Below are 16,598 nucleotides of genomic sequence, written 5' to 3'. Positions count from 1 at the left end.
CCTTCGCTGACGAAGGGTTTTTACGCCACAAGAGGATGTCTGAATGAAGATTTCACGCGGTTTTGCCCTGGCATCGCTCCTGACCCTGGCGGCAGGTCCGGTATTTGCCGGTTTCAGCCTGAGCGACGTTGCCGGTGCGGTGTCGGGCATGCAGGGCGGTGACAAGGCAGCGGCAGCGGCGCCAACCTCGGAAACCGCCGGTCTGTTGAGTGCACTGAGCGCGCTGAACGTCACGCCGCAGCAAGCGGTCGGCGGTACCAGTGCCATGCTGGGGCTGGCGAAAAACCAGCTCAGCAACACTGACTATTCGCAGTTGGCCAAGGATGTGCCGGGGATCGACAAACTTTCCGGTGGCGGCGGCAATCTGGCGGCGTTGAGCGGGTTGCTCGGATCGTCCGGCAAATCCGCCGGGCTGGAAAACGCGCTGGGCAACGTCAAGGACACCAATGACTTGAACAATGCCTTTGGGGCGTTGGGCATGGACAGCGGCATGGTTGGCCAGTTTGCCCCGATACTGCTGCAATACCTCGGTCAGCAGGGTGTCGGCGGCTCGCTGTTGCAAAGCCTGGGCAGCATCTGGGGCACCGGCGCCGGCAGTTGATTCAACGGCGCCCGCCGCGCAGTTCGGCGATGCGCTGATCTTTCTCGGTCCAGAGCTGGTTGACCCAGTTCTGGATCTTCTCGCGAAACACCGGATCGTTTTCGTAGTCGCCCTGCCACAGCGTCGGGTCGAGTTCACGAGTACGGATATCGATGATCACGCGCGGCACGTTACCGCTGATCAGGTCCCAGAAACCCGGAATCTTCGGCTGTGGATAAACCACGGTCACATCCAGAATCGCGTCCAGCTGTTCACCCATCGCCGCCAGCACAAACGCCACACCGCCCGCCTTGGGCTTGAGCAGGTGGCTGAACGGTGACTGTTGCTGCGTGCTTTTGGCCGCGGTATAGCGCGTGCCTTCCAGATAGTTGACCACCGTCACCGGCTGACGCTTGAACAGCTCGCACGCCGCTTTGGTGATTTCCAGATCCTTGCCGGCCAGTTCCGGGTGCTTCGCCAGGAACGCCTTGGTGTAGCGTTTCATGAACGGGTAATCCAGCGCCCACCAGGCCAGGCCCAGGAACGGTACCCAGATCAATTCCTTCTTGAGGAAGAACTTGAAGAACGGCGTGCGTCGGTTGAGGGTCTGGATCAGCGCCGGGATATCGACCCAGGACTGATGGTTACTGATCACCAGATACGACGTGTCGCCACGCAGATCATCGCCGCCACGAATGTCCCATTGCGTCGGGATGCACAGGCGGAAGATCAGTTTGTCGATTTCCGCCCAAGTCTCGGCAATCCACATCACCGCCCACGAGGCGTAATCGCGAAAGCGTCCCGGCAGGATCAGCTTGAGCAGGGCGAACACCATCAGCGGGCCGAACAGCACCAGGGTGTTGAGCAATAACAGCAGGGTGACGAAACAGCCGGTGAGCAGGCGGCGCATAAGCAACTCTATGAAAGCGGATGGGCGCGCCATGATAAGTGGCTTCGGGCGACAGGCCAAATCGCGGGTTACGAATGTTTCACCTTTGGCGCGTTAGCCTTGCGGGAACGATCAAGTGAACAGCGGTCTAAAATCTCGCGTCTGACGCCCCATTTCTCAAGGAAGCCCCTTACGTGAAATCCCTCCTTGCTTTGCTTTCCCTTGTTGCCCTGCCGGTGTTGGCCGCCGAGCCGACCCTGTACGGGCGTTACGAATACATCGCGCTGCCGGAAATCGGTGGGCAAGTGTTCAAGGCAAAAATGGACACTGGCGCGCTGACCGCTTCGTTGTCGGCCAAGGACATCGAGACTTTCACCCGCGACGGCGAAGACTGGGTGCGTTTCCGTCTCGCGACCAAGGACGCCAGCAACAAGGTGTTCGAACACAAGATTGCGCGGATCAGCAAGATCAAGAGCCGCTCCGACGAGGACGACGAGGATCGCGACACCACGGAAGCCGCCAAGCGCCCGGTGGTCGATCTGGAACTGTGCCTGGGCAACGTCAAGCGTACCGTGGAGGTCAACCTGACCGACCGCAGCCATTTCAACTACCCGCTGCTGATCGGTGCCAAGGCGCTGCGTGAGTTCGGCGCAGCGGTAAACCCGGCGCGTCGATTCACCGCCGACAAGCCAGACTGCTAAGTGGTCTCATTGACGTAACGTCAGGCTTGGGGCACCGTTCGCGCACTTAATCCACAGGCTCGGACGCCATGCCTCATATCCTGATTGTCGAAGACGAAGCGGCGATTGCCGATACGCTGATTTTTGCCTTGCAGGGCGAGGGTTTCACCACGACCTGGCTGAGCCTCGGCGCGGCGGCGCTGGAGCATCAGCGCCAGACGCCGGCCGACCTGATCATCCTCGATATTGGTCTGCCGGACATCAGCGGCTTTGAAACCTGCAAGCAACTGCGCCGGTTCAGCGAAGTACCGGTGCTGTTCCTCAGCGCCCGGGATGCCGAAATCGACCGCGTGGTGGGCCTGGAAATCGGCGCCGACGACTACGTGGTCAAGCCGTTCAGCCCTCGTGAAGTGGCGGCGCGGGTCCGGGCAATTCTCAAGCGCATGGCACCGCGTCCGCCGGCCGAAGCGTGGTCGGGGGTGTTTCGCATCGATCCCGAGCGCGTGCAGATCAGCTATCGCGGCCAGGCGTTGAGCCTGACCCGTCATGAATTCCGTCTGCTGCAATGCCTGCTCGAACAACCGGAGCGGGTGTTCAGCCGCGAGCAACTGCTCGATGCGCTGGGGGTGGCAGCGGATGCCGGCTACGAGCGCAGCATCGACAGCCACATCAAGAGCGTACGCGCCAAGTTGCGCCTGATTCGCGCCGAAGCCGAGCCGATCCAGACCCATCGCGGCCTCGGCTACAGCTACAGCCCGGGGCACAGCTGATGTCGCTGGGGCTGCGGATTTTCCTGGTGTACGTGCTGTTTATCGGCCTCACCGGTTATTTCGTGCTCAACACCGTGATGGAGGAAATCCGCCCCGGCGTGCGTCAGTCCACTGAGGAAACCCTGGTCGACACGGCCAACCTGATGGCGGAAATCCTCAAGGACGATTTCAAGGCTGGTACCCTCAGCCAGAATCGCTGGCCGGAACTGCTCCGCGCCTACGGCGAGCGCCAGCCGAAAGCGACGATCTGGGGCCTGCCGAAAAACCAGGTCAACCACCGCATCTACGTCACTGACGCCAAGGGTATTGTGGTGCTGGATTCCAGTGGCCTCGCGGTCGGTCAGGATTACTCGCGCTGGAACGACGTCTACCTGACCCTGCGCGGCGAATACGGCGCACGCTCCAGCCGCAGCGACCCCGATGATCCGAACTCTTCGGTCATGCACGTCGGTGCGCCGATCCGCGACGCTGGCCAGATCATCGGCGTGGTCACCGTGGCCAAACCCAACAGCTCGTTGCAACCCTATGTCGACCGCACCGAGCGCCGCTTGTTGGGTTATGGCGCCGGGCTGATCATTCTGGGGTTGCTGTTCGGTGCGCTGTTGTCATGGTGGCTGAGCCGGGCACTGCACCGTTTGACCCGTTATGCCGAGGCGGTGAGCGAAGGGCGCCGGGTGGAAGTGCCGCATTACCGTGGCGGCGAGCTGGAACAACTGGCGAGCGCCGTGGAACAGATGCGCACCCAGCTTGAAGGCAAGGCCTACGTCGAACGCTATGTCCACACCTTGACCCATGAATTGAAGAGCCCGCTGGCGGCAATTCGCGGCGCTGCGGAGTTGTTGCAAAGCGAAATGCCGCTGGCGCAACGGCAGCGTTTCGTCGGCAACATCGACAGCGAAAGTGCGCGCATGCAGCAACTGATTGAGCGACTGCTCGATCTGGCCCAGGTCGAGCAGCGTCAGGCGCTGGAAGAACGCGTCGCTGTGCCGCTCGCTGCTCTGGTCGATGAAGTGTTGCAGGCACAGGCTGCGCGCATTGAAGGTAAACAGTTGCGAATCGAGTGCGCCATACCGGCGGATCTGTTGCTGATCGGCGAGCCGTTTCTGCTGCGTCAGGCTTTGGGCAATCTGCTGGAGAACGCACTGGATTTCACACCGCCACGGGGGTTGCTGCGATTTGACGCCGAGCGGGTTGGCGAGCAGATCGAGTTTCGGCTGTTCAACGAAGCCGCGCCGATTCCCGATTACGCGCTGGCGCGTCTGACCGAGCGATTCTATTCATTGCCGCGTCCGGACAGTGGCCGCAAAAGCACGGGGCTTGGGCTGAACTTCGTCGAAGAGGTGGTCAAGTTGCACGGTGGCTCTCTGCGCATCGACAACCTTGACGGTGGCGTGCAGGTGCAATTGCACCTGCCGTGAACACTCGGGCGAGCCGTCTTGCGCTCAGGACGGCGTCATCACCTCATTGATCCGGGCCTTGCTTCGGCGGTGCACCCATTGCAGTGCCGGTCGTTCGATCCACAGCCAGGACGCGATGGCCAACACGATCACGATCAGCGCCGACACGATCATGGACGGCACGAACGTCAGCGACGTCTTGTTGATCACCAATTGCTGTACGGGAAACGCATACAGATAGATGCCGTAGGAGAGGTCGAACCGGCCACGAATGGTGCTATCGATATACAACAGGCCCAGGCTCAACGTGGCCAGGCAAATGCACAGCGTGACGACCACCCCGGTCAACGGGGTTCCCGCCGCCAACGGCATCAGGCCGAGACAGGCCACCAGCGTCATTGCCATTCGATGTCTGGCGCCCAGGTATTGTTTGTAGAAGGCCAGGAGCGATCCGGCAAAAAAGGCGATACCGGCACAGCCATACACCGTCAGTTTCTGCGTCAGCGCCGAGGCGGGGCCATTGCCCAGCACATAGGTCGCAACACAGAACGCCACCAGCATTGCACCGGCCGTCGCAGCCCGGCGGTACAGACTCAGCGCGGCCGCCACCAGCAGATAAAAGGCGAATTCGATCTTCAGCGTCCACAGGCTGCCATTGAACGACTCGCTGAAGATAAAACCGTTGGTGATTTCATCGATTGCCGCGCGGCCGAACAGCGAGATGCGCAGGAAGTCGATCAGCGCCGCAGGACCGGTGATATAGCCGTCGGCAAATATCCCGCCCGCCACAAACGTCATGATGAACGCGCAGGCGATCAGCGCCGGGAAAATCCTCGCGACACGTTTGGTCAGGTAGTCGGTGACGCTGCTGGCATTGAGGAAACTGTGGGTGATCAGCAGGCCGGAGATCGAGAAGAAGGCGATGACGGCGATGCCGCCCAATGAGTTGTAGCCGGCGATGCCTGGCTCTTCCTGGCCCCAAAGTGCGAAGTGGTGACTGACCAGCACCATCAGCGCGGCAAAATGCCTGATCAAGTCGAATGAGTTGTTTCGCAATTGAATAATCCTTGTTCGAACCTTGCCCTTATGGCGCGAAGTGGTCCTGCACTTGATGACGGAAAAGGCGTTTTACAGGTATTTCCACACAAAGCCCACACAACCTCCATCACAAACCCACACAGCGTTTACAGACTCGCTCCATTCCAACAAGGGAGCGTTCCGATGAACCGAAATCTGACATTCAAGCTCGGGGCCATTGCCCTGTTGATTCTGTTACTGCTGGTGCCGCTGCTGATGATCGACGGCGTCATCGATGATCGCCAGCAACTGCGCGACGGTGTGCTCGAAGACATCGCCAGAAGCTCAAGCTACAGCCAGCAGATCAGCGGGCCGGTGATGGTGGTGCCGTACCGCAAAGTGGTGCGCACCTGGAAAACCAAGGAAAAGACCGATGAGCGTTATCAGGAAATCGGCGAGGAACGTGGACGCTTGTACTTCCTGCCGGAGCGCTTCGAACTCGACGGCCAGGTGCAGACTGAACTGCGTGCCCGGGGCATCTATGAAGCGCGGCTGTTCCACGCCGACAACCGCATCAGCGGGCATTTTTCGCTGCCGGCGCAGTTGGGGATCAAGGAAGATTTTGCTGATTACAAATTCGATGCGCCGTTTCTCGCAATCGGCATCAGTGACATTCGCGGGATCGAAAATGCCCTGAAACTGGAACTCGGTTCGCAACGCCTGGACTTTGTGCCCGGCACGCAAGTGGGCTGGCTCGGCGAGGGCGTTCGGGCGACGCTGCCGGCACTCGATACAACTCAGGTCACGGAACTGGCCTTCGGCTTCGACCTGCGCTTGCAAGGCACTGGCTCGTTGCAAGTGTTGCCGGTGGGCAAGACCAGCCGCGTGAATCTTTCTGCCAACTGGCCGCACCCGAGCTTCATCGGCAACTTCCTGCCGGCCAAGCGTGAAGTCACCGATCAGGGCTTCACCGCCGATTGGCAGACCTCGTTTTTCTCCACCAACCTGCAAGAGGCCATGAACCGTTGCGTCTCGGGCAACGATTGCGAGGCGTTCAACGGCCGCAGTTTCGGGGTGAGCTTCATCGATCCGGTGGATCAATACCTGAAGAGTGACCGGGCGATCAAATATGCGCTGTTGTTCATTGTCCTGACGTTCGCCGGTTTCTTCCTGTTCGAGATATTGAAAAGCCTGGCCGTGCACCCGGTGCAATACGCGCTGGTGGGCGTGGCGCTGGCGTTCTTCTATCTGTTGTTGCTGTCGTTGTCGGAACACATCGGGTTTGCCCTGGCGTATCTGTTGTCGGCCAGTGGTTGTGTGTTGCTGATTGGCTTCTATGTCTGCCACGTGCTGCACAGCGTGCGTCATGGCCTGAGTTTTTCGGCGGGATTGGCGGCGTTGTATGGCCTGCTCTACGGCTTGCTCAGCGCCGAGGATTACGCGCTGCTGATGGGCTCGCTGTTGCTGTTCGGGTTGTTGGGTGTGTTCATGGTGCTGACCCGTAACCTGGACTGGTATGGCGTCGGGCAGAAACCGGCCAAACCGCTGGAGTTTGATCTCGGAGCGGTGCAATGAGCCGGTTTGTGGGGTTGCGTGAGGATCAGCGGGAGGCAGAGGTATTGGTGACGCTGATCTTTGCGTCGTTGCCTCCCGCCCCGCGCATCAAACCTTCGGCATTGTCGCAATCATCGACGGCCGCTGGCTCACTTCAAAGAACCAGTTGGCCAGTTGCGGGTTGGCTTCACGCCAGCCCAGATCCGGGAAGCGCAGATCCAGATAACCCAGTGCACAGGCCACGCTGATCGAAGCGACGTCGAAATGGCAGGTCAGTTCGGCGATGGCGTCGCGCTCCAGCAGCGCCAGGGTCCGGCGGATCTTGTCGCGCTGGGCCTCGAGCCACTCGTCCCAGTGCTTTTCCGGGGCACGCAGCACTTGCTCGTAACGCACCATGACGGAGGCGTCCATGATGCCGTCGGCCATCGAGGCCAGGGTCAGACGACGCCAGCGGGCCGAGCCGTCGCGAGGGATCAGCGGGTTGCCGACGTGCTGGTGGTCGAGGTAATCGAGAATCACCCGGCTGTCATGGATGACATTGCCATCAGCCAGGCGCAGGGCCGGGATCTTGCCCAGCGGGTTGTCTTCGTTCAGCGCAGTGCTGGGGTTGACCGGTGTCAGGACGCAGTCCTGCAAGGCGACGCGATCCTGCTGGCCGGTCTCGTGCAGCAGCACCATGACTTTGCGCACGAACGGGGACAGGGTGTTGTGGAACAGGGTCATGCTGGGAGCGGACATCGGCAGGGTCTCGGTCAAGGGCAATGAACGGGCAGCATAGCGCGTTGCCCGTCAGGCTCAAGCCATTCAGTGCCGTTGCAACAGACCGCGAAGGGCGAGTGCGGCTGGCACACCCAGACCGATCCAGCTCAAGCCATCCCAGATCCCGTCGCCCAGCAGCGCGGCGAACAACCCCGCCGCACTGAGCAACGCGATCACCAATGGCGTGCTGAAGACTTTCCAGAAATTCGACTGACGCGGTTTCATGCCGAAGCCTCCGCTGTTTCCAGCACCGGTTTCGCGGCCTTGCGCCGCACCACCCACAAGTACACGCCGCTGCCGAGGACGATGATGGTCAGTACATCGAGGGTGGCCCAGAGGATTTTCATCGGCATGCCGCCGTAGTCGCCAAAGTGCAGCGGCTGCGACATGCCCATGGCGTCCATGTACCACGGTCGTTCAGCGACCGCCGTGACCTGCAAGTTGCTGGCGTCGATCAGCACCGGCGTCAGCAAGTGCGAGGTCAGGTGGGTGCCGCCCTTCATGAACACCGAGTAGTGATGTTCGCTGGAAAACCGGGTGCCGGGGAACGCGATGAAGTCCGGTTTCATCCCCGGTGCAACTTCGCCGGCGATATCCAGCAGGCGGGTGGCCGGGGCGAGGTGAGTCAGCGGCGGCGCATCGCGGTAGGGCGCGATCATGGCGTTGAGCGAATCGTTGCGCCAGGCCGCGATGATCAGATCGGCACAGGCGCTGATCACTCCCGTCACACCGACCACCAGCGCCCAGGTCAGGGTCACCACGCCGATCAGGTTGTGCAGATCGAGCCAGCGCAGACGGGTGGATTTGTCCCGGCGCACGGTGCCGAAGTCCAGGCGACGCATGAACGGCAGGTACAACACGGTCCCGGACACGATCGCCACCACGAACAGCACGCCCATGAACGCCAGCAGCAACTTGCCCGGCAGACCGGCAAACATGTCGACGTGCAGACGCAGGATGAACAGCATCAGGCCGCCGTTGGCCGAGGGTGTTTCCAGGGCTTCGCCGGTGCGGGCGTCGAGCATGAAAGTGTGCGAGGAATTCGGCTCGGTGCCGGCCGTCTTCGCCATGATCGTCAGCACGGTGTTCGGCTCGTCGTCTTCGAAGCCGAAGTACTGCACGACTTCGCCGGGGCGATGGGCTTCGGCGGCTTGCACCAGTTGCGCCAGATTCAGGTGCGGCGTATCGGCCGGCATCTCGCGCACCTGGGGTGCGTCACCGAGCAGATGCTCGATCTCGTGATGAAAGATCAGCGGCAGGCCGGTCAGGGCCAGCAACAGCAAAAACACGGTGCAGATCAGGCTGGTCCAGGTGTGGACGAACGACCAGCGGCGGATTGTTTTACTTTTCATTTCATGACCTTCAAAAACACCAAAGCCGTCCACGAGGGACGGCCTGGTTGCAGGGCCTGTTTCAGCTCAAGCGCTTACCACTTGTAGGTGGCACTGGCGACGACGCTGCGCTGGTCGCCGTAGTAGCAGTAGAAGCTGTCGCAGGTGGAAATGTAGTCCTTGTTCAGCAGGTTGGTGGCGTTGAGTGCCAGCGACGCGCCTTTGAGGCTGTTGTCCAGGCGACCGAGGTCGTAATGCACGGCGGCATCGAACACGGTGTAGGCGTCAGCCTTGCCCAGCCAGGTGTTGGCCTTGTCGCCGTAGGTGTTGCCGGTGTAGCGCACACCGCCGCCGACGCCGAAGCCGTCGAGCACGCCGCTGTGCCAGGTGTAATCGGTCCACAGCGAGGCTTGCTGGTTCGGCATCAGTTGCAGGCGATTGCCTTTGTCGGCGCCGTTCTGCACTTCGGACTTGGCCAGGGTGTAGGCGGCGATGACTTTCAGGTTGTCGGTGACATCGGAGGTGGCTTCCAGCTCCAGGCCTTTGACTTTCACTTCGCCGGTCTGGCTGGTGATCGATACGCCGTTGACGAAGGAGCTTACCGAGACGTTTTTCTGGGTCAGGTCATACACCGCGGCGGACAGCAGGGTCTTGCTGCCGGGCGGCTGGTACTTGATGCCCAGTTCCCACTGCTTGCCTTCGGTCGGCTTGAGCGACTCAGTGGAAGAGGCGTCGGCGCCACTGGTGGGCTGGAAGGATTCGGCGTAGGAAATGTACGGCACGAAGCCCGAGTCGAACACGTAGCTCAGTGCGGCGTTGCCGCTGAAGGCCTTGTCGCGGTCGGTGTTGGTGGCGTCGGCCTTGTTGATGAACTTCGTACCGGTGTGCACCCAGTCTTCACGGCCACCGAGGGTCAGGCGCCACTGGTCGAGGGCCATCTGATCCTGCACGTACAGACCGGTCTGGTAGGTCTTCTGGTCGTAGTCGTAGAACGCGGTGGAGCGCGCCGGACGCACGATCGGCTGACCGTAGATCGGGTTGAGCACGTTGGTGGTCAGACCGTCACCGAAGATCGAGGTGTAGTTGGTGTTGCTGCGCTGGTGATCCAGACCCAGCAGCAGCGTATGGCGAATGTCACCGGTGGCAAAGTCAGCCTGGAAGTTGTTGTCCACGGCGAACTGGCTGATGTCCTCTTCGACACTGGTGCTGGTGCGACCGACGTTGCCAGCGTTGTCCACCTGGGTGTACGGATACGAACCCGGGGTCAGGCTCTGGAACGACAGATCCGACTTGGTGTAACGCAGGTTCTGCTTGAACTGCCACACATCGTTCAGGCGATGTTCGAAGGCATAACCGAGCGCGTAGTAGGTGCGGTCGTAGTATTCCCAGTCCGGATCGCCGAGGTTCTTGTGGTGGGAAACCTTGCCGAACGGCATGTCGATCTTGGTGCCCTGCACCGGCAGGAACTGGCTGGTGATGCCGGTATCGTCGCGGGTGAACTGGGTCAGCAGGGTGAACTTGGTGTCGTCGTCGATGTTCCAGGTCAGGCTCGGCGCGATGTTGTAGCGCTTGTTGTCGACGTGATCGACCTGCGTGCCGCTGTCGCGTACCACGCCGCTGAGGCCGTAGAGGAACTGGCCGGCATCGTCGATTTTGCCGGTGCTGGCGAAGTTGATCTGACGGTGGTTGTCGCTGCCGTACTGCAACTGGATTTCGCTGCTCTGCACATCGCTTGGACGTCGGCTGACCATGTCCAGCAGGCCGCCCGGCGGGGTCTGGCCGTAAACCGACGAGGCCGGGCCGCGCAGCAGGGCGAGGCGGTCGAGGTTCCAGGTTTCCTGTTTCGGGTTGGCGTACACGCCTTTTGGCAGCGGCAGGCCATCGAGGAACTGGGTCGGTTCGAAGCCACGCACGCGCAGCCAGTCGGCGCGGGTGTCGCTGCCGTAGCTGCTGGCGGTGATGCCCGGCATGTAGCGCACGGCGTCATCGAGGCTGTGCACGCTGCGGTCGTCCATCTGCTGGCGGGTGGCGACGGAGATCGAACGCGGTGCTTCGACCAGCGCGGTGTCAGTCTTGGTGCCGGCGGCGGTGCGAGTGGCGGTGTAGCCTTCGACCGGGCCCCAGGCGCTTTCAGAGTTTTCCACACCGATTACCGAAGTTTCCGGCAGGGCCATCACGCCTTCCGGCACCGCGACCAGGGTGTACGTGCCGGTGCTGCTTTGTTCCAGTTGCAGGCCGGTGCCGCGCAGGGCGGCGCTCAGTGCGCCTGCCGCGTCATATTGGCCGTTGACTGGCGCCGACGTCTTGCCCGCCGCCAGCGACGGATTCAGCGACAGCGTGAGGCCGCCCTGGCTGGCGATCTGGTTCAGGGTGGTGGAGAGCGGCGCGGCCGGCAGGTTGTAGGCGCGAACGCTCGACGCCTGTTCTGCGGCGATCAGTTGGCTGCTGGCCAGCGGGGTGCAGAGGGCAATGGCGACCGCCAGCAAACTGGGGCGCAACAAGGTGTCTAGCGAACGGGACATACGGCGGCTCCTGAATGGAAATATTTCTCAATTGCCTGTGTGCCGGACGAGAATCGAAAAGTGATAGGGCTGGATGAAAATAATTTCCATTAACGTGAAATGGACGGCGTTATGGCAGAGGATCAGGGCTTCGGATCAGCCTTGGCCACGGTGACCCACCACGGCGTGTGCTGCTCGATCTGCACCGGCAGGGTCGGGAGCAGGGCGCTCAACGCCTTGTCGGTATCGTGCAGCGGGAAGCTGCCGGTAATGCGCAGGTCGGCCACCTCCGGTGCAGTGCCCAGATGGCCACGACGATAGCGGCCGAGCTCGTGCACCAGGTCTTCCAGACGCGCGTTGTCCACCACCAGCATGCCGCGGGTCCAGGCATCGGCACCGGGGTTGAGCGCGACGACGGCGTCCAGGCCGTTGTCGCGGATCAGCACCTGCTGGCCTTCACGCAGGATCTGTTCCTGCGGATCGGATTGCGGGTGCGCCGCGACGGCCGACTGCAACACGCTCAGGCGCGTGCCCTGTTCTTCGCGTTTGACCAGAAACCGCGTGCCCAACGCGCGCATACGGCCTTCGCGGGTTTCGACGATGAACGGTCGTGCATCGCCATGACCGGTCTCGATGAGGATTTCACCTTCCTGCAGCACGATCAGCCGCTGCTGGTCATCGAACCGCACATCGACGGCGCTGTGAGTGTTGAGGTTGACCACGGTGCCGTCCGCCAGCCGCACGGTGCGTTGTTCACCGGTGGCCGTGCGCTGGTCGGCGAGCCAGTAATCCAGCGGCAGATAGTGTTCTGCGGCAAACAGCGACAGGCCGACCACCGCGACAACACTGGCCAGACCGCTGCCGAGCTTGCGCACCCGGCGGCGGATGCCTTCGCGCGATTGCAGCAACGCGCTGCGGGCCGGGCCGTTGGCCACGCTGAAACGCTGGTCGAGCATGCCCAACTGACGCCAGGCACGGGCGTGTTCTTCGTTGGCGGCGTGCCATTTGGCGAATTCTTCGCGCTCCAGCGGGCTGCTGGAATCGAGGGTCAATTGCCAGGCAATCGCCGCGTCCAGTACGTGGGCCGAGACCGGTTTGGAACTGGCCGGGTTCATGTTGGCTCACCGTACAGGGCGATGTAGCACTGGCGGATGCCCTGGGCCAGATACTGGCGCACGCGCGGCACCGACACGCCGAGTTTGTCGGCGATCTCGGCATGGGTCATGCCGTCGAGACGGTTATAAAGGAATGCGGCGCGGGCCTTGGTCGACAATTGGCCGAGCAGACGGTCGATGGCTTTGAGGTCTTCGAGGATCAGTTGCTGCTCTTCCACCGACGGCTGCTCGCCTTCGGGGATCAGCATCAGTTCGGCGAGATAGGCTTGTTCCAGGGCGGCGCGACGGAAGTAGTCGAACAGCAGACCCTTGGCGATGGCCACCAGAAAGGCTCGGGGTTCGCGAGGCGTCAGCAGTTCCTCGCGACCGAGCAGGCGGACGAAGGTGTCCTGGCTCAGGTCTTCGGCGCGTTGCGGGCAGGCCACGTTGCGCCGGAGCCAGCCCAGCAGCCAGCCGCGATGGTCGCGATACAACACACCGACGAGCTCACTGTGAGGGCTTTGGGCTGACGACACGAAGGCACCGACTGGGAAATGTTAACTAACGAGAATTGTTCGCGATTGTGGCAGAGGTGGGAATGGTTAGCAATTGGCCACCGGTCGGGTTGTCGGGCGACAACCCGGGGCTCAGAACGAATGCGTCTGCTGGCGGCGCTTCCACTGACTCAGGCGTTGCTGCAAATTCAATGGGCTGTGAATCTGCTGCTGACGTGCCCGGCTGAACAGAATCAACGCCAGCTCCGCCGTGGCCAGTGCGTCGGCGCTGGCATGGTGGCGCTCGAACACTTCGAGCTTGAACCAGTCGATCCACTCGTCCAGCCCAGCCTCGCGGATGTGCGCCTGGGGGCAAACCAGCGGTGCAATGTCGGCGACATCCAGAAACACTTGCTGCAACTTGTGGCCCAGGTGTTCTTTCACCGCCCGGCCCAGCATGTGCTGATCGAACGGCGCATGAAACGCCAGCACCGGACTGTCGCCAATAAACTCCAGAAGCTCGAGCAAGGCTTCGGCCGGCTCGCTGCCGGCGGCAATCGCGTTCGGTCCCAACCCGTGGATCAAAACACTGGGGCTGAGCTTGAGTTCGCGACATTGCAGGGTGCGTTCGAACTGCTGGCTGAAATCGATGGCGCCGTCCTCGATCACCACCGCGCCAATCGACAGCACCCGATCCTTGTTCAGGTTCAGCCCGGTGGTTTCCAAATCCAGCACCACCCAGCGCTGTTCGCGCAGGCTGCATTCGCTTAGTTCGCCGATTGCCGGCAGTTTCGCCAGGCGTTGTTGTAGATCGTCCGGCAGAACCGGGCTGGCCGGACGCAGCCACGAGAACAGGCTCATAGCTGATACCGCAGGGTCAGGCTGCTTTGCAGGCGTTGGGCCTGGCGCAGGGATTCACGCAGGATGCGCCGGTCCAGATGATTGAGGCTGTCGGGATCGACCCGGTTCGAATACGGCAGGTTTTCCCGGGTCTGGAGCTGATGCTGCTGCATGCGCGTCTGCTGGATAAAGTGATAAGCCTCCTCGTACGCGGCGCCATCCAGTCGGTCGATGACTTCTTTCTCCACCAACTGGCGGAAGCGTTCGAGGGTGTTGTTGGCGTCGATGCCATTGGCCAGAGCCAGCAGACGTGCACCGTCGACAAACGGCGTCAGGCCCTGGATCTTCAGGTCCAGCGTGGCTTTCTCGCCGTTCTTGCGGGTCAGCACGAATTCTCGGAAACGCCCCACCGGCGGGCGGTTGCGCAAGGCGTTCTCGGCCATCATCCGCTGGAACAAACGATTGTCGCCGACCTGATCGAGAATCCCCCGGCGCAATTGCTCGCAACCCTGTTCGTCGCCCCAGACCACCCGCAGGTCGAAATAGATGCTTGAGCCCAACAGGTTCTCCGGCGTCGCCTCACGGATGAAGGCGGCAAAGCGTCGGGCCCATTCGGCGCGGGACAGGCACAACTGTGGATTGCCGGCCATGACGTTGCCTTTGCACAGAGTGAAGCCGCACTGCGCCAGGCTGTTATTGATCTGCTGGGCGATGGGCAGCAGCTTGCCGCGAATCTCCGCCGCATGGGCCGCATCCCGCGCATCGAACAGAATGCCGTTGTCCTGATCGGTGTGCAGGGTCTGTTCGCGCCGGCCTTCGCTGCCGAAGCACAGCCAACTGAACGGCACACCGGGGTCGCCTTTCTCCGCGAGCGTCAGCTCGATCACCCGGCACACGGTGTGATCGTTGAGCAGGGTGATGATGTGGGTGATCTGGGTCGAAGACGCGCCGTGAGCCAGCATGCGCTCCACCAGTTGGCCGATCTCGCCACGCAGAGTCACCAGTTGTTCAACCCGCTGGGCGCTGCGGATGGTCCGTGCCAAGTGCACCAGATCGACCCGTTGCAGCGAGAACAGATCACGCTCGGAGACCACGCCGCACAGACGCTGATCCTTGACCAGGCAGACGTGGGCGATATGCCGCTCGGTCATCGCGATCGCCGCATCGAAGGCGCTGTGATCCGGCGACAGATAGAACGGCGAGGGCGTCATGTGGCGTTCGATCGGTTCATTGAAGTCGCCAACGCCCGCAGCCACCACATGGCGCAGATCGCGCAGGGTGAAAATCCCCAGCGGCGCCTTGTGCTCATCCACCGCGACGATGCTGCCGACCTGTTGTTCGTGCATCAGTTTCACCGCTTCGCGCAACGGCGTGATCGGGCTGCACGTCACCGGATGGCGCATGGCCAATTCGCCCAGGCGAGTGTTCAGCGAGTATTGGGTGCCGAGGGTTTCCACGGCTTTCTGCTGGACCTGCTGGTTGACCTGATCGAGCAGGCTGCTGACCCCGCGCAGGGCGAAGTCGCGGAAGGTGTTGGAGAGGGCGAACAGCTTTATGAATGCCAGTTTGTTCAGTTGCAGGCAGAAGGTGTCTTCGCCGGCCAGGTGTTCGGTGCGGGTCGCCCGTTCACCGAGCAGTGCGGCGAGGGGAAAACACTCGCCGGTGGTGATTTCAAACGTGGTTTCGGTGCCGCCCTTGGCCGTGTGCGGCCGCTCGCCGACCACCCGGCCCTGCTTGACGATGTAGAAGTGTTCGACCGGCCCGTCGGCGGGTTTGATGATGCTCTCGCCCTGACCGTAGAAGCGCAGCTGGCATTGCTCCACCAGATAGGCCAGGTGGGCGTGTTCCATCTGATTGAAAGGGGGGAAACGCTGGAGGAATTGCAAAGTGCCCTGAATGTTCTGCAACACCGCGGTTTTCCCTGCCTGGGTGAAGGCGTCCGCTTTACTCATAACCATTACCGCAGTCTTTTTCGAATTGTTGTTATTGGATCGTTGCAGCCATGGTCGACCCCAGCGCGCGGGGTGCCCATTGGACGTAAGTCTAGGTTTGGCGTGCCGTTGGGTAGTTTTCGGATATGCCCTACACAAACAGTCGGAAATTCTCAGGTTAGCCCCTTGGAAAAAAATCCGACGAAGTGCACATTGAAGCTCTGCCCAGCGATGTCTGACCACTGTGCCAGGGGATCGATTTGAAAACGTAGAGAACGCCATGTCCGACCACGATATTTTGAGCGACGCCGAGCGGGAAGCGCTCAGCGCCGTCATGCTGGAACCCGACCTGCCGCCGCAGCGGGTACTGATCGTTGATGACGACAAAGACGCCCGCGAGTTGCTGTCGGAGATCCTGGCACTGGACGGCATTCGTTGCATGACGGCGGCCAGCGGCGAATCCGCGCTGAAGATGATCGAGGAAAAACCTTCCATCGGGCTGGTGATCACGGATCTGCGGATGGGGCATGTCGGCGGTCTCGAGCTGGTCCGCCAGGTGCGCGAGTCGGTACGGGCGGCGATGCCGATCATCATTGTGTCGGGTGATGCCGACGTGAAGGATGCGATTGCGGCGATGCATTTGAGCGTGGTGGATTTTCTGCTCAAACCGATCGATACCGCCAAACTGCTTGGACTGGTCAAGCATGAGTTGGGGATCGAGCCCTAGCTAATCCGACGCAAACAAAAAAGCCCTGATCGAA

16 protein-coding genes are annotated in these 16,598 nt (G+C 61.6%); 6 read left to right on the top strand and 10 right to left on the bottom strand.

Translation table 11 applies throughout. The annotated features are described in order from the left end of the window. Positions 1 to 43: 43 nt before the first annotated feature. Positions 44 to 601 carry a DUF2780 domain-containing protein gene (locus AC07N4_RS15540; RefSeq protein ID WP_096817801.1) on the top strand — a complete coding sequence of 186 codons (558 nt, stop codon included), beginning with the start codon at positions 44 to 46 and terminating at the stop codon, positions 599 to 601. 1 nt (position 602) lies between these two features. On the opposite strand, the gene yihG is transcribed toward AC07N4_RS15540, so the two are convergent. Beyond that, positions 603 to 1,490, bottom strand: a complete 888-nt coding sequence (gene yihG, locus AC07N4_RS15535) for a 1-acylglycerol-3-phosphate O-acyltransferase, YihG family (protein WP_493065730.1) — start codon at positions 1,488 to 1,490, stop codon at positions 603 to 605. A gap of 173 nt (positions 1,491 to 1,663) precedes the next feature. On the opposite strand from yihG, the gene rloA2 reads away from it, so the two are divergent. The 3 genes from rloA2 to creC all read left to right on the top strand — a co-directional run bounded on the left by rloA2 (position 1,664) and on the right by creC (position 4,337). Next, complete coding sequence (gene rloA2 / locus AC07N4_RS15530; RefSeq protein ID WP_096817804.1) at positions 1,664 to 2,170, top strand: retropepsin-like aspartic peptidase RloA2; 507 nt, start codon at positions 1,664 to 1,666, stop codon at positions 2,168 to 2,170. Between the two features lie 68 nt (positions 2,171 to 2,238). Continuing rightward, positions 2,239 to 2,919: a two-component system response regulator CreB gene (gene creB / locus AC07N4_RS15525; RefSeq protein WP_096817806.1), complete on the top strand. Its 681-nt coding sequence runs from the start codon at positions 2,239 to 2,241 to the stop codon at positions 2,917 to 2,919. Then, positions 2,919 to 4,337, top strand: coding sequence for a two-component system sensor histidine kinase CreC (gene creC / locus AC07N4_RS15520; RefSeq protein WP_493065731.1), 1,419 nt, complete (start codon positions 2,919 to 2,921; stop codon positions 4,335 to 4,337). The genes creB and creC overlap by 1 nt, the downstream gene beginning before the upstream one ends. 24 nt (positions 4,338 to 4,361) lie before the next feature. Here creC and AC07N4_RS15515 read toward each other — a convergent pair whose 3' ends face one another. Continuing rightward, a complete protein-coding gene (locus AC07N4_RS15515; RefSeq protein WP_493065732.1) occupies positions 4,362 to 5,372 on the bottom strand; it encodes an acyltransferase family protein in 1,011 nt (336 codons plus the stop codon). Between the two features lie 165 nt (positions 5,373 to 5,537). Here AC07N4_RS15515 and creD point away from each other — a divergent pair, with 165 nt between their 5' ends. Further along, positions 5,538 to 6,908 (top strand): cell envelope integrity protein CreD, encoded by a 1,371-nt coding sequence (gene creD / locus AC07N4_RS15510; protein WP_493065733.1) that lies wholly within the window; start codon positions 5,538 to 5,540, stop codon positions 6,906 to 6,908. A gap of 87 nt (positions 6,909 to 6,995) precedes the next feature. Here creD and AC07N4_RS15505 read toward each other — a convergent pair whose 3' ends face one another. From AC07N4_RS15505 to AC07N4_RS15470, 8 genes are all read right to left on the bottom strand, one after another. Beyond that, positions 6,996 to 7,625 carry a glutathione S-transferase gene (locus tag AC07N4_RS15505; RefSeq protein WP_096817813.1) on the bottom strand — a complete coding sequence of 210 codons (630 nt, stop codon included), beginning with the start codon at positions 7,623 to 7,625 and terminating at the stop codon, positions 6,996 to 6,998. 66 nt (positions 7,626 to 7,691) lie between these two features. After that, on the bottom strand, positions 7,692 to 7,871 hold the full coding sequence (locus AC07N4_RS15500; RefSeq protein WP_096817815.1) for a hypothetical protein: 180 nt from the start codon (positions 7,869 to 7,871) through the stop codon (positions 7,692 to 7,694). Next, positions 7,868 to 8,998 carry a PepSY-associated TM helix domain-containing protein gene (locus AC07N4_RS15495; RefSeq protein ID WP_096817817.1) on the bottom strand — a complete coding sequence of 377 codons (1,131 nt, stop codon included), beginning with the start codon at positions 8,996 to 8,998 and terminating at the stop codon, positions 7,868 to 7,870. Before AC07N4_RS15495 ends, AC07N4_RS15500 begins: the two co-directional genes overlap by 4 nt. Positions 8,999 to 9,072: 74 nt before the next feature. Then, on the bottom strand, positions 9,073 to 11,499 hold the full coding sequence (locus AC07N4_RS15490; protein WP_096817819.1) for a TonB-dependent siderophore receptor: 2,427 nt from the start codon (positions 11,497 to 11,499) through the stop codon (positions 9,073 to 9,075). Between the two features lie 122 nt (positions 11,500 to 11,621). Continuing rightward, positions 11,622 to 12,593, bottom strand: a complete 972-nt coding sequence (locus tag AC07N4_RS15485) for a FecR domain-containing protein (protein WP_493065734.1) — start codon at positions 12,591 to 12,593, stop codon at positions 11,622 to 11,624. Next, positions 12,590 to 13,108: an RNA polymerase sigma factor gene (locus AC07N4_RS15480; RefSeq protein WP_493065735.1), complete on the bottom strand. Its 519-nt coding sequence runs from the start codon at positions 13,106 to 13,108 to the stop codon at positions 12,590 to 12,592. The genes AC07N4_RS15485 and AC07N4_RS15480 overlap by 4 nt, the downstream gene beginning before the upstream one ends. A 111-nt stretch (positions 13,109 to 13,219) precedes the next feature. Further along, complete coding sequence (locus tag AC07N4_RS15475) at positions 13,220 to 13,927, bottom strand: 3'-5' exonuclease (protein WP_192559153.1); 708 nt, start codon at positions 13,925 to 13,927, stop codon at positions 13,220 to 13,222. Next, positions 13,924 to 15,864, bottom strand: a complete 1,941-nt coding sequence (locus AC07N4_RS15470) for a putative nucleotidyltransferase substrate binding domain-containing protein (protein WP_493065736.1) — start codon at positions 15,862 to 15,864, stop codon at positions 13,924 to 13,926. Before AC07N4_RS15470 ends, AC07N4_RS15475 begins: the two co-directional genes overlap by 4 nt. Positions 15,865 to 16,117: 253 nt before the next feature. Here AC07N4_RS15470 and AC07N4_RS15465 point away from each other — a divergent pair, with 253 nt between their 5' ends. After that, on the top strand, positions 16,118 to 16,564 hold the full coding sequence (locus tag AC07N4_RS15465; protein WP_096817828.1) for a response regulator: 447 nt from the start codon (positions 16,118 to 16,120) through the stop codon (positions 16,562 to 16,564). Positions 16,565 to 16,598: the final 34 nt, after the last annotated feature.

It is taken from the genome of Pseudomonas sp. GW821-FHT09E04 (assembly GCF_059416185.1).
The sequence above is the reverse complement of the archived record's forward strand: the minus strand, read 5'-3'. Positions and strand labels throughout refer to the sequence as shown.

Bases quoted from the DNA above. Each gene is read 5' to 3' on its own strand.
- AC07N4_RS15540 (WP_096817801.1), top strand. From the start codon at position 44: ATGAAGATTTCACGCGGTTTTGCCCTGGCATCGCTCCTGACCCTGGCG.
- yihG (WP_493065730.1), bottom strand. From the start codon at position 1,490: ATGCGCCGCCTGCTCACCGGCTGTTTCGTCACCCTGCTGTTATTGCTC.
- creB (WP_096817806.1), top strand. From the start codon at position 2,239: ATGCCTCATATCCTGATTGTCGAAGACGAAGCGGCGATTGCCGATACG.
- creC (WP_493065731.1), top strand. From the start codon at position 2,919: ATGTCGCTGGGGCTGCGGATTTTCCTGGTGTACGTGCTGTTTATCGGC.
- creD (WP_493065733.1), top strand. From the start codon at position 5,538: ATGAACCGAAATCTGACATTCAAGCTCGGGGCCATTGCCCTGTTGATT.
- AC07N4_RS15505 (WP_096817813.1), bottom strand. From the start codon at position 7,625: ATGTCCGCTCCCAGCATGACCCTGTTCCACAACACCCTGTCCCCGTTC.
- AC07N4_RS15500 (WP_096817815.1), bottom strand. From the start codon at position 7,871: ATGAAACCGCGTCAGTCGAATTTCTGGAAAGTCTTCAGCACGCCATTG.
- AC07N4_RS15495 (WP_096817817.1), bottom strand. From the start codon at position 8,998: ATGAAAAGTAAAACAATCCGCCGCTGGTCGTTCGTCCACACCTGGACC.
- AC07N4_RS15490 (WP_096817819.1), bottom strand. From the start codon at position 11,499: ATGTCCCGTTCGCTAGACACCTTGTTGCGCCCCAGTTTGCTGGCGGTC.
- AC07N4_RS15485 (WP_493065734.1), bottom strand. From the start codon at position 12,593: ATGAACCCGGCCAGTTCCAAACCGGTCTCGGCCCACGTACTGGACGCG.
- AC07N4_RS15475 (WP_192559153.1), bottom strand. From the start codon at position 13,927: ATGAGCCTGTTCTCGTGGCTGCGTCCGGCCAGCCCGGTTCTGCCGGAC.
- AC07N4_RS15470 (WP_493065736.1), bottom strand. From the start codon at position 15,864: ATGGTTATGAGTAAAGCGGACGCCTTCACCCAGGCAGGGAAAACCGCG.
- AC07N4_RS15465 (WP_096817828.1), top strand. From the start codon at position 16,118: ATGTCCGACCACGATATTTTGAGCGACGCCGAGCGGGAAGCGCTCAGC.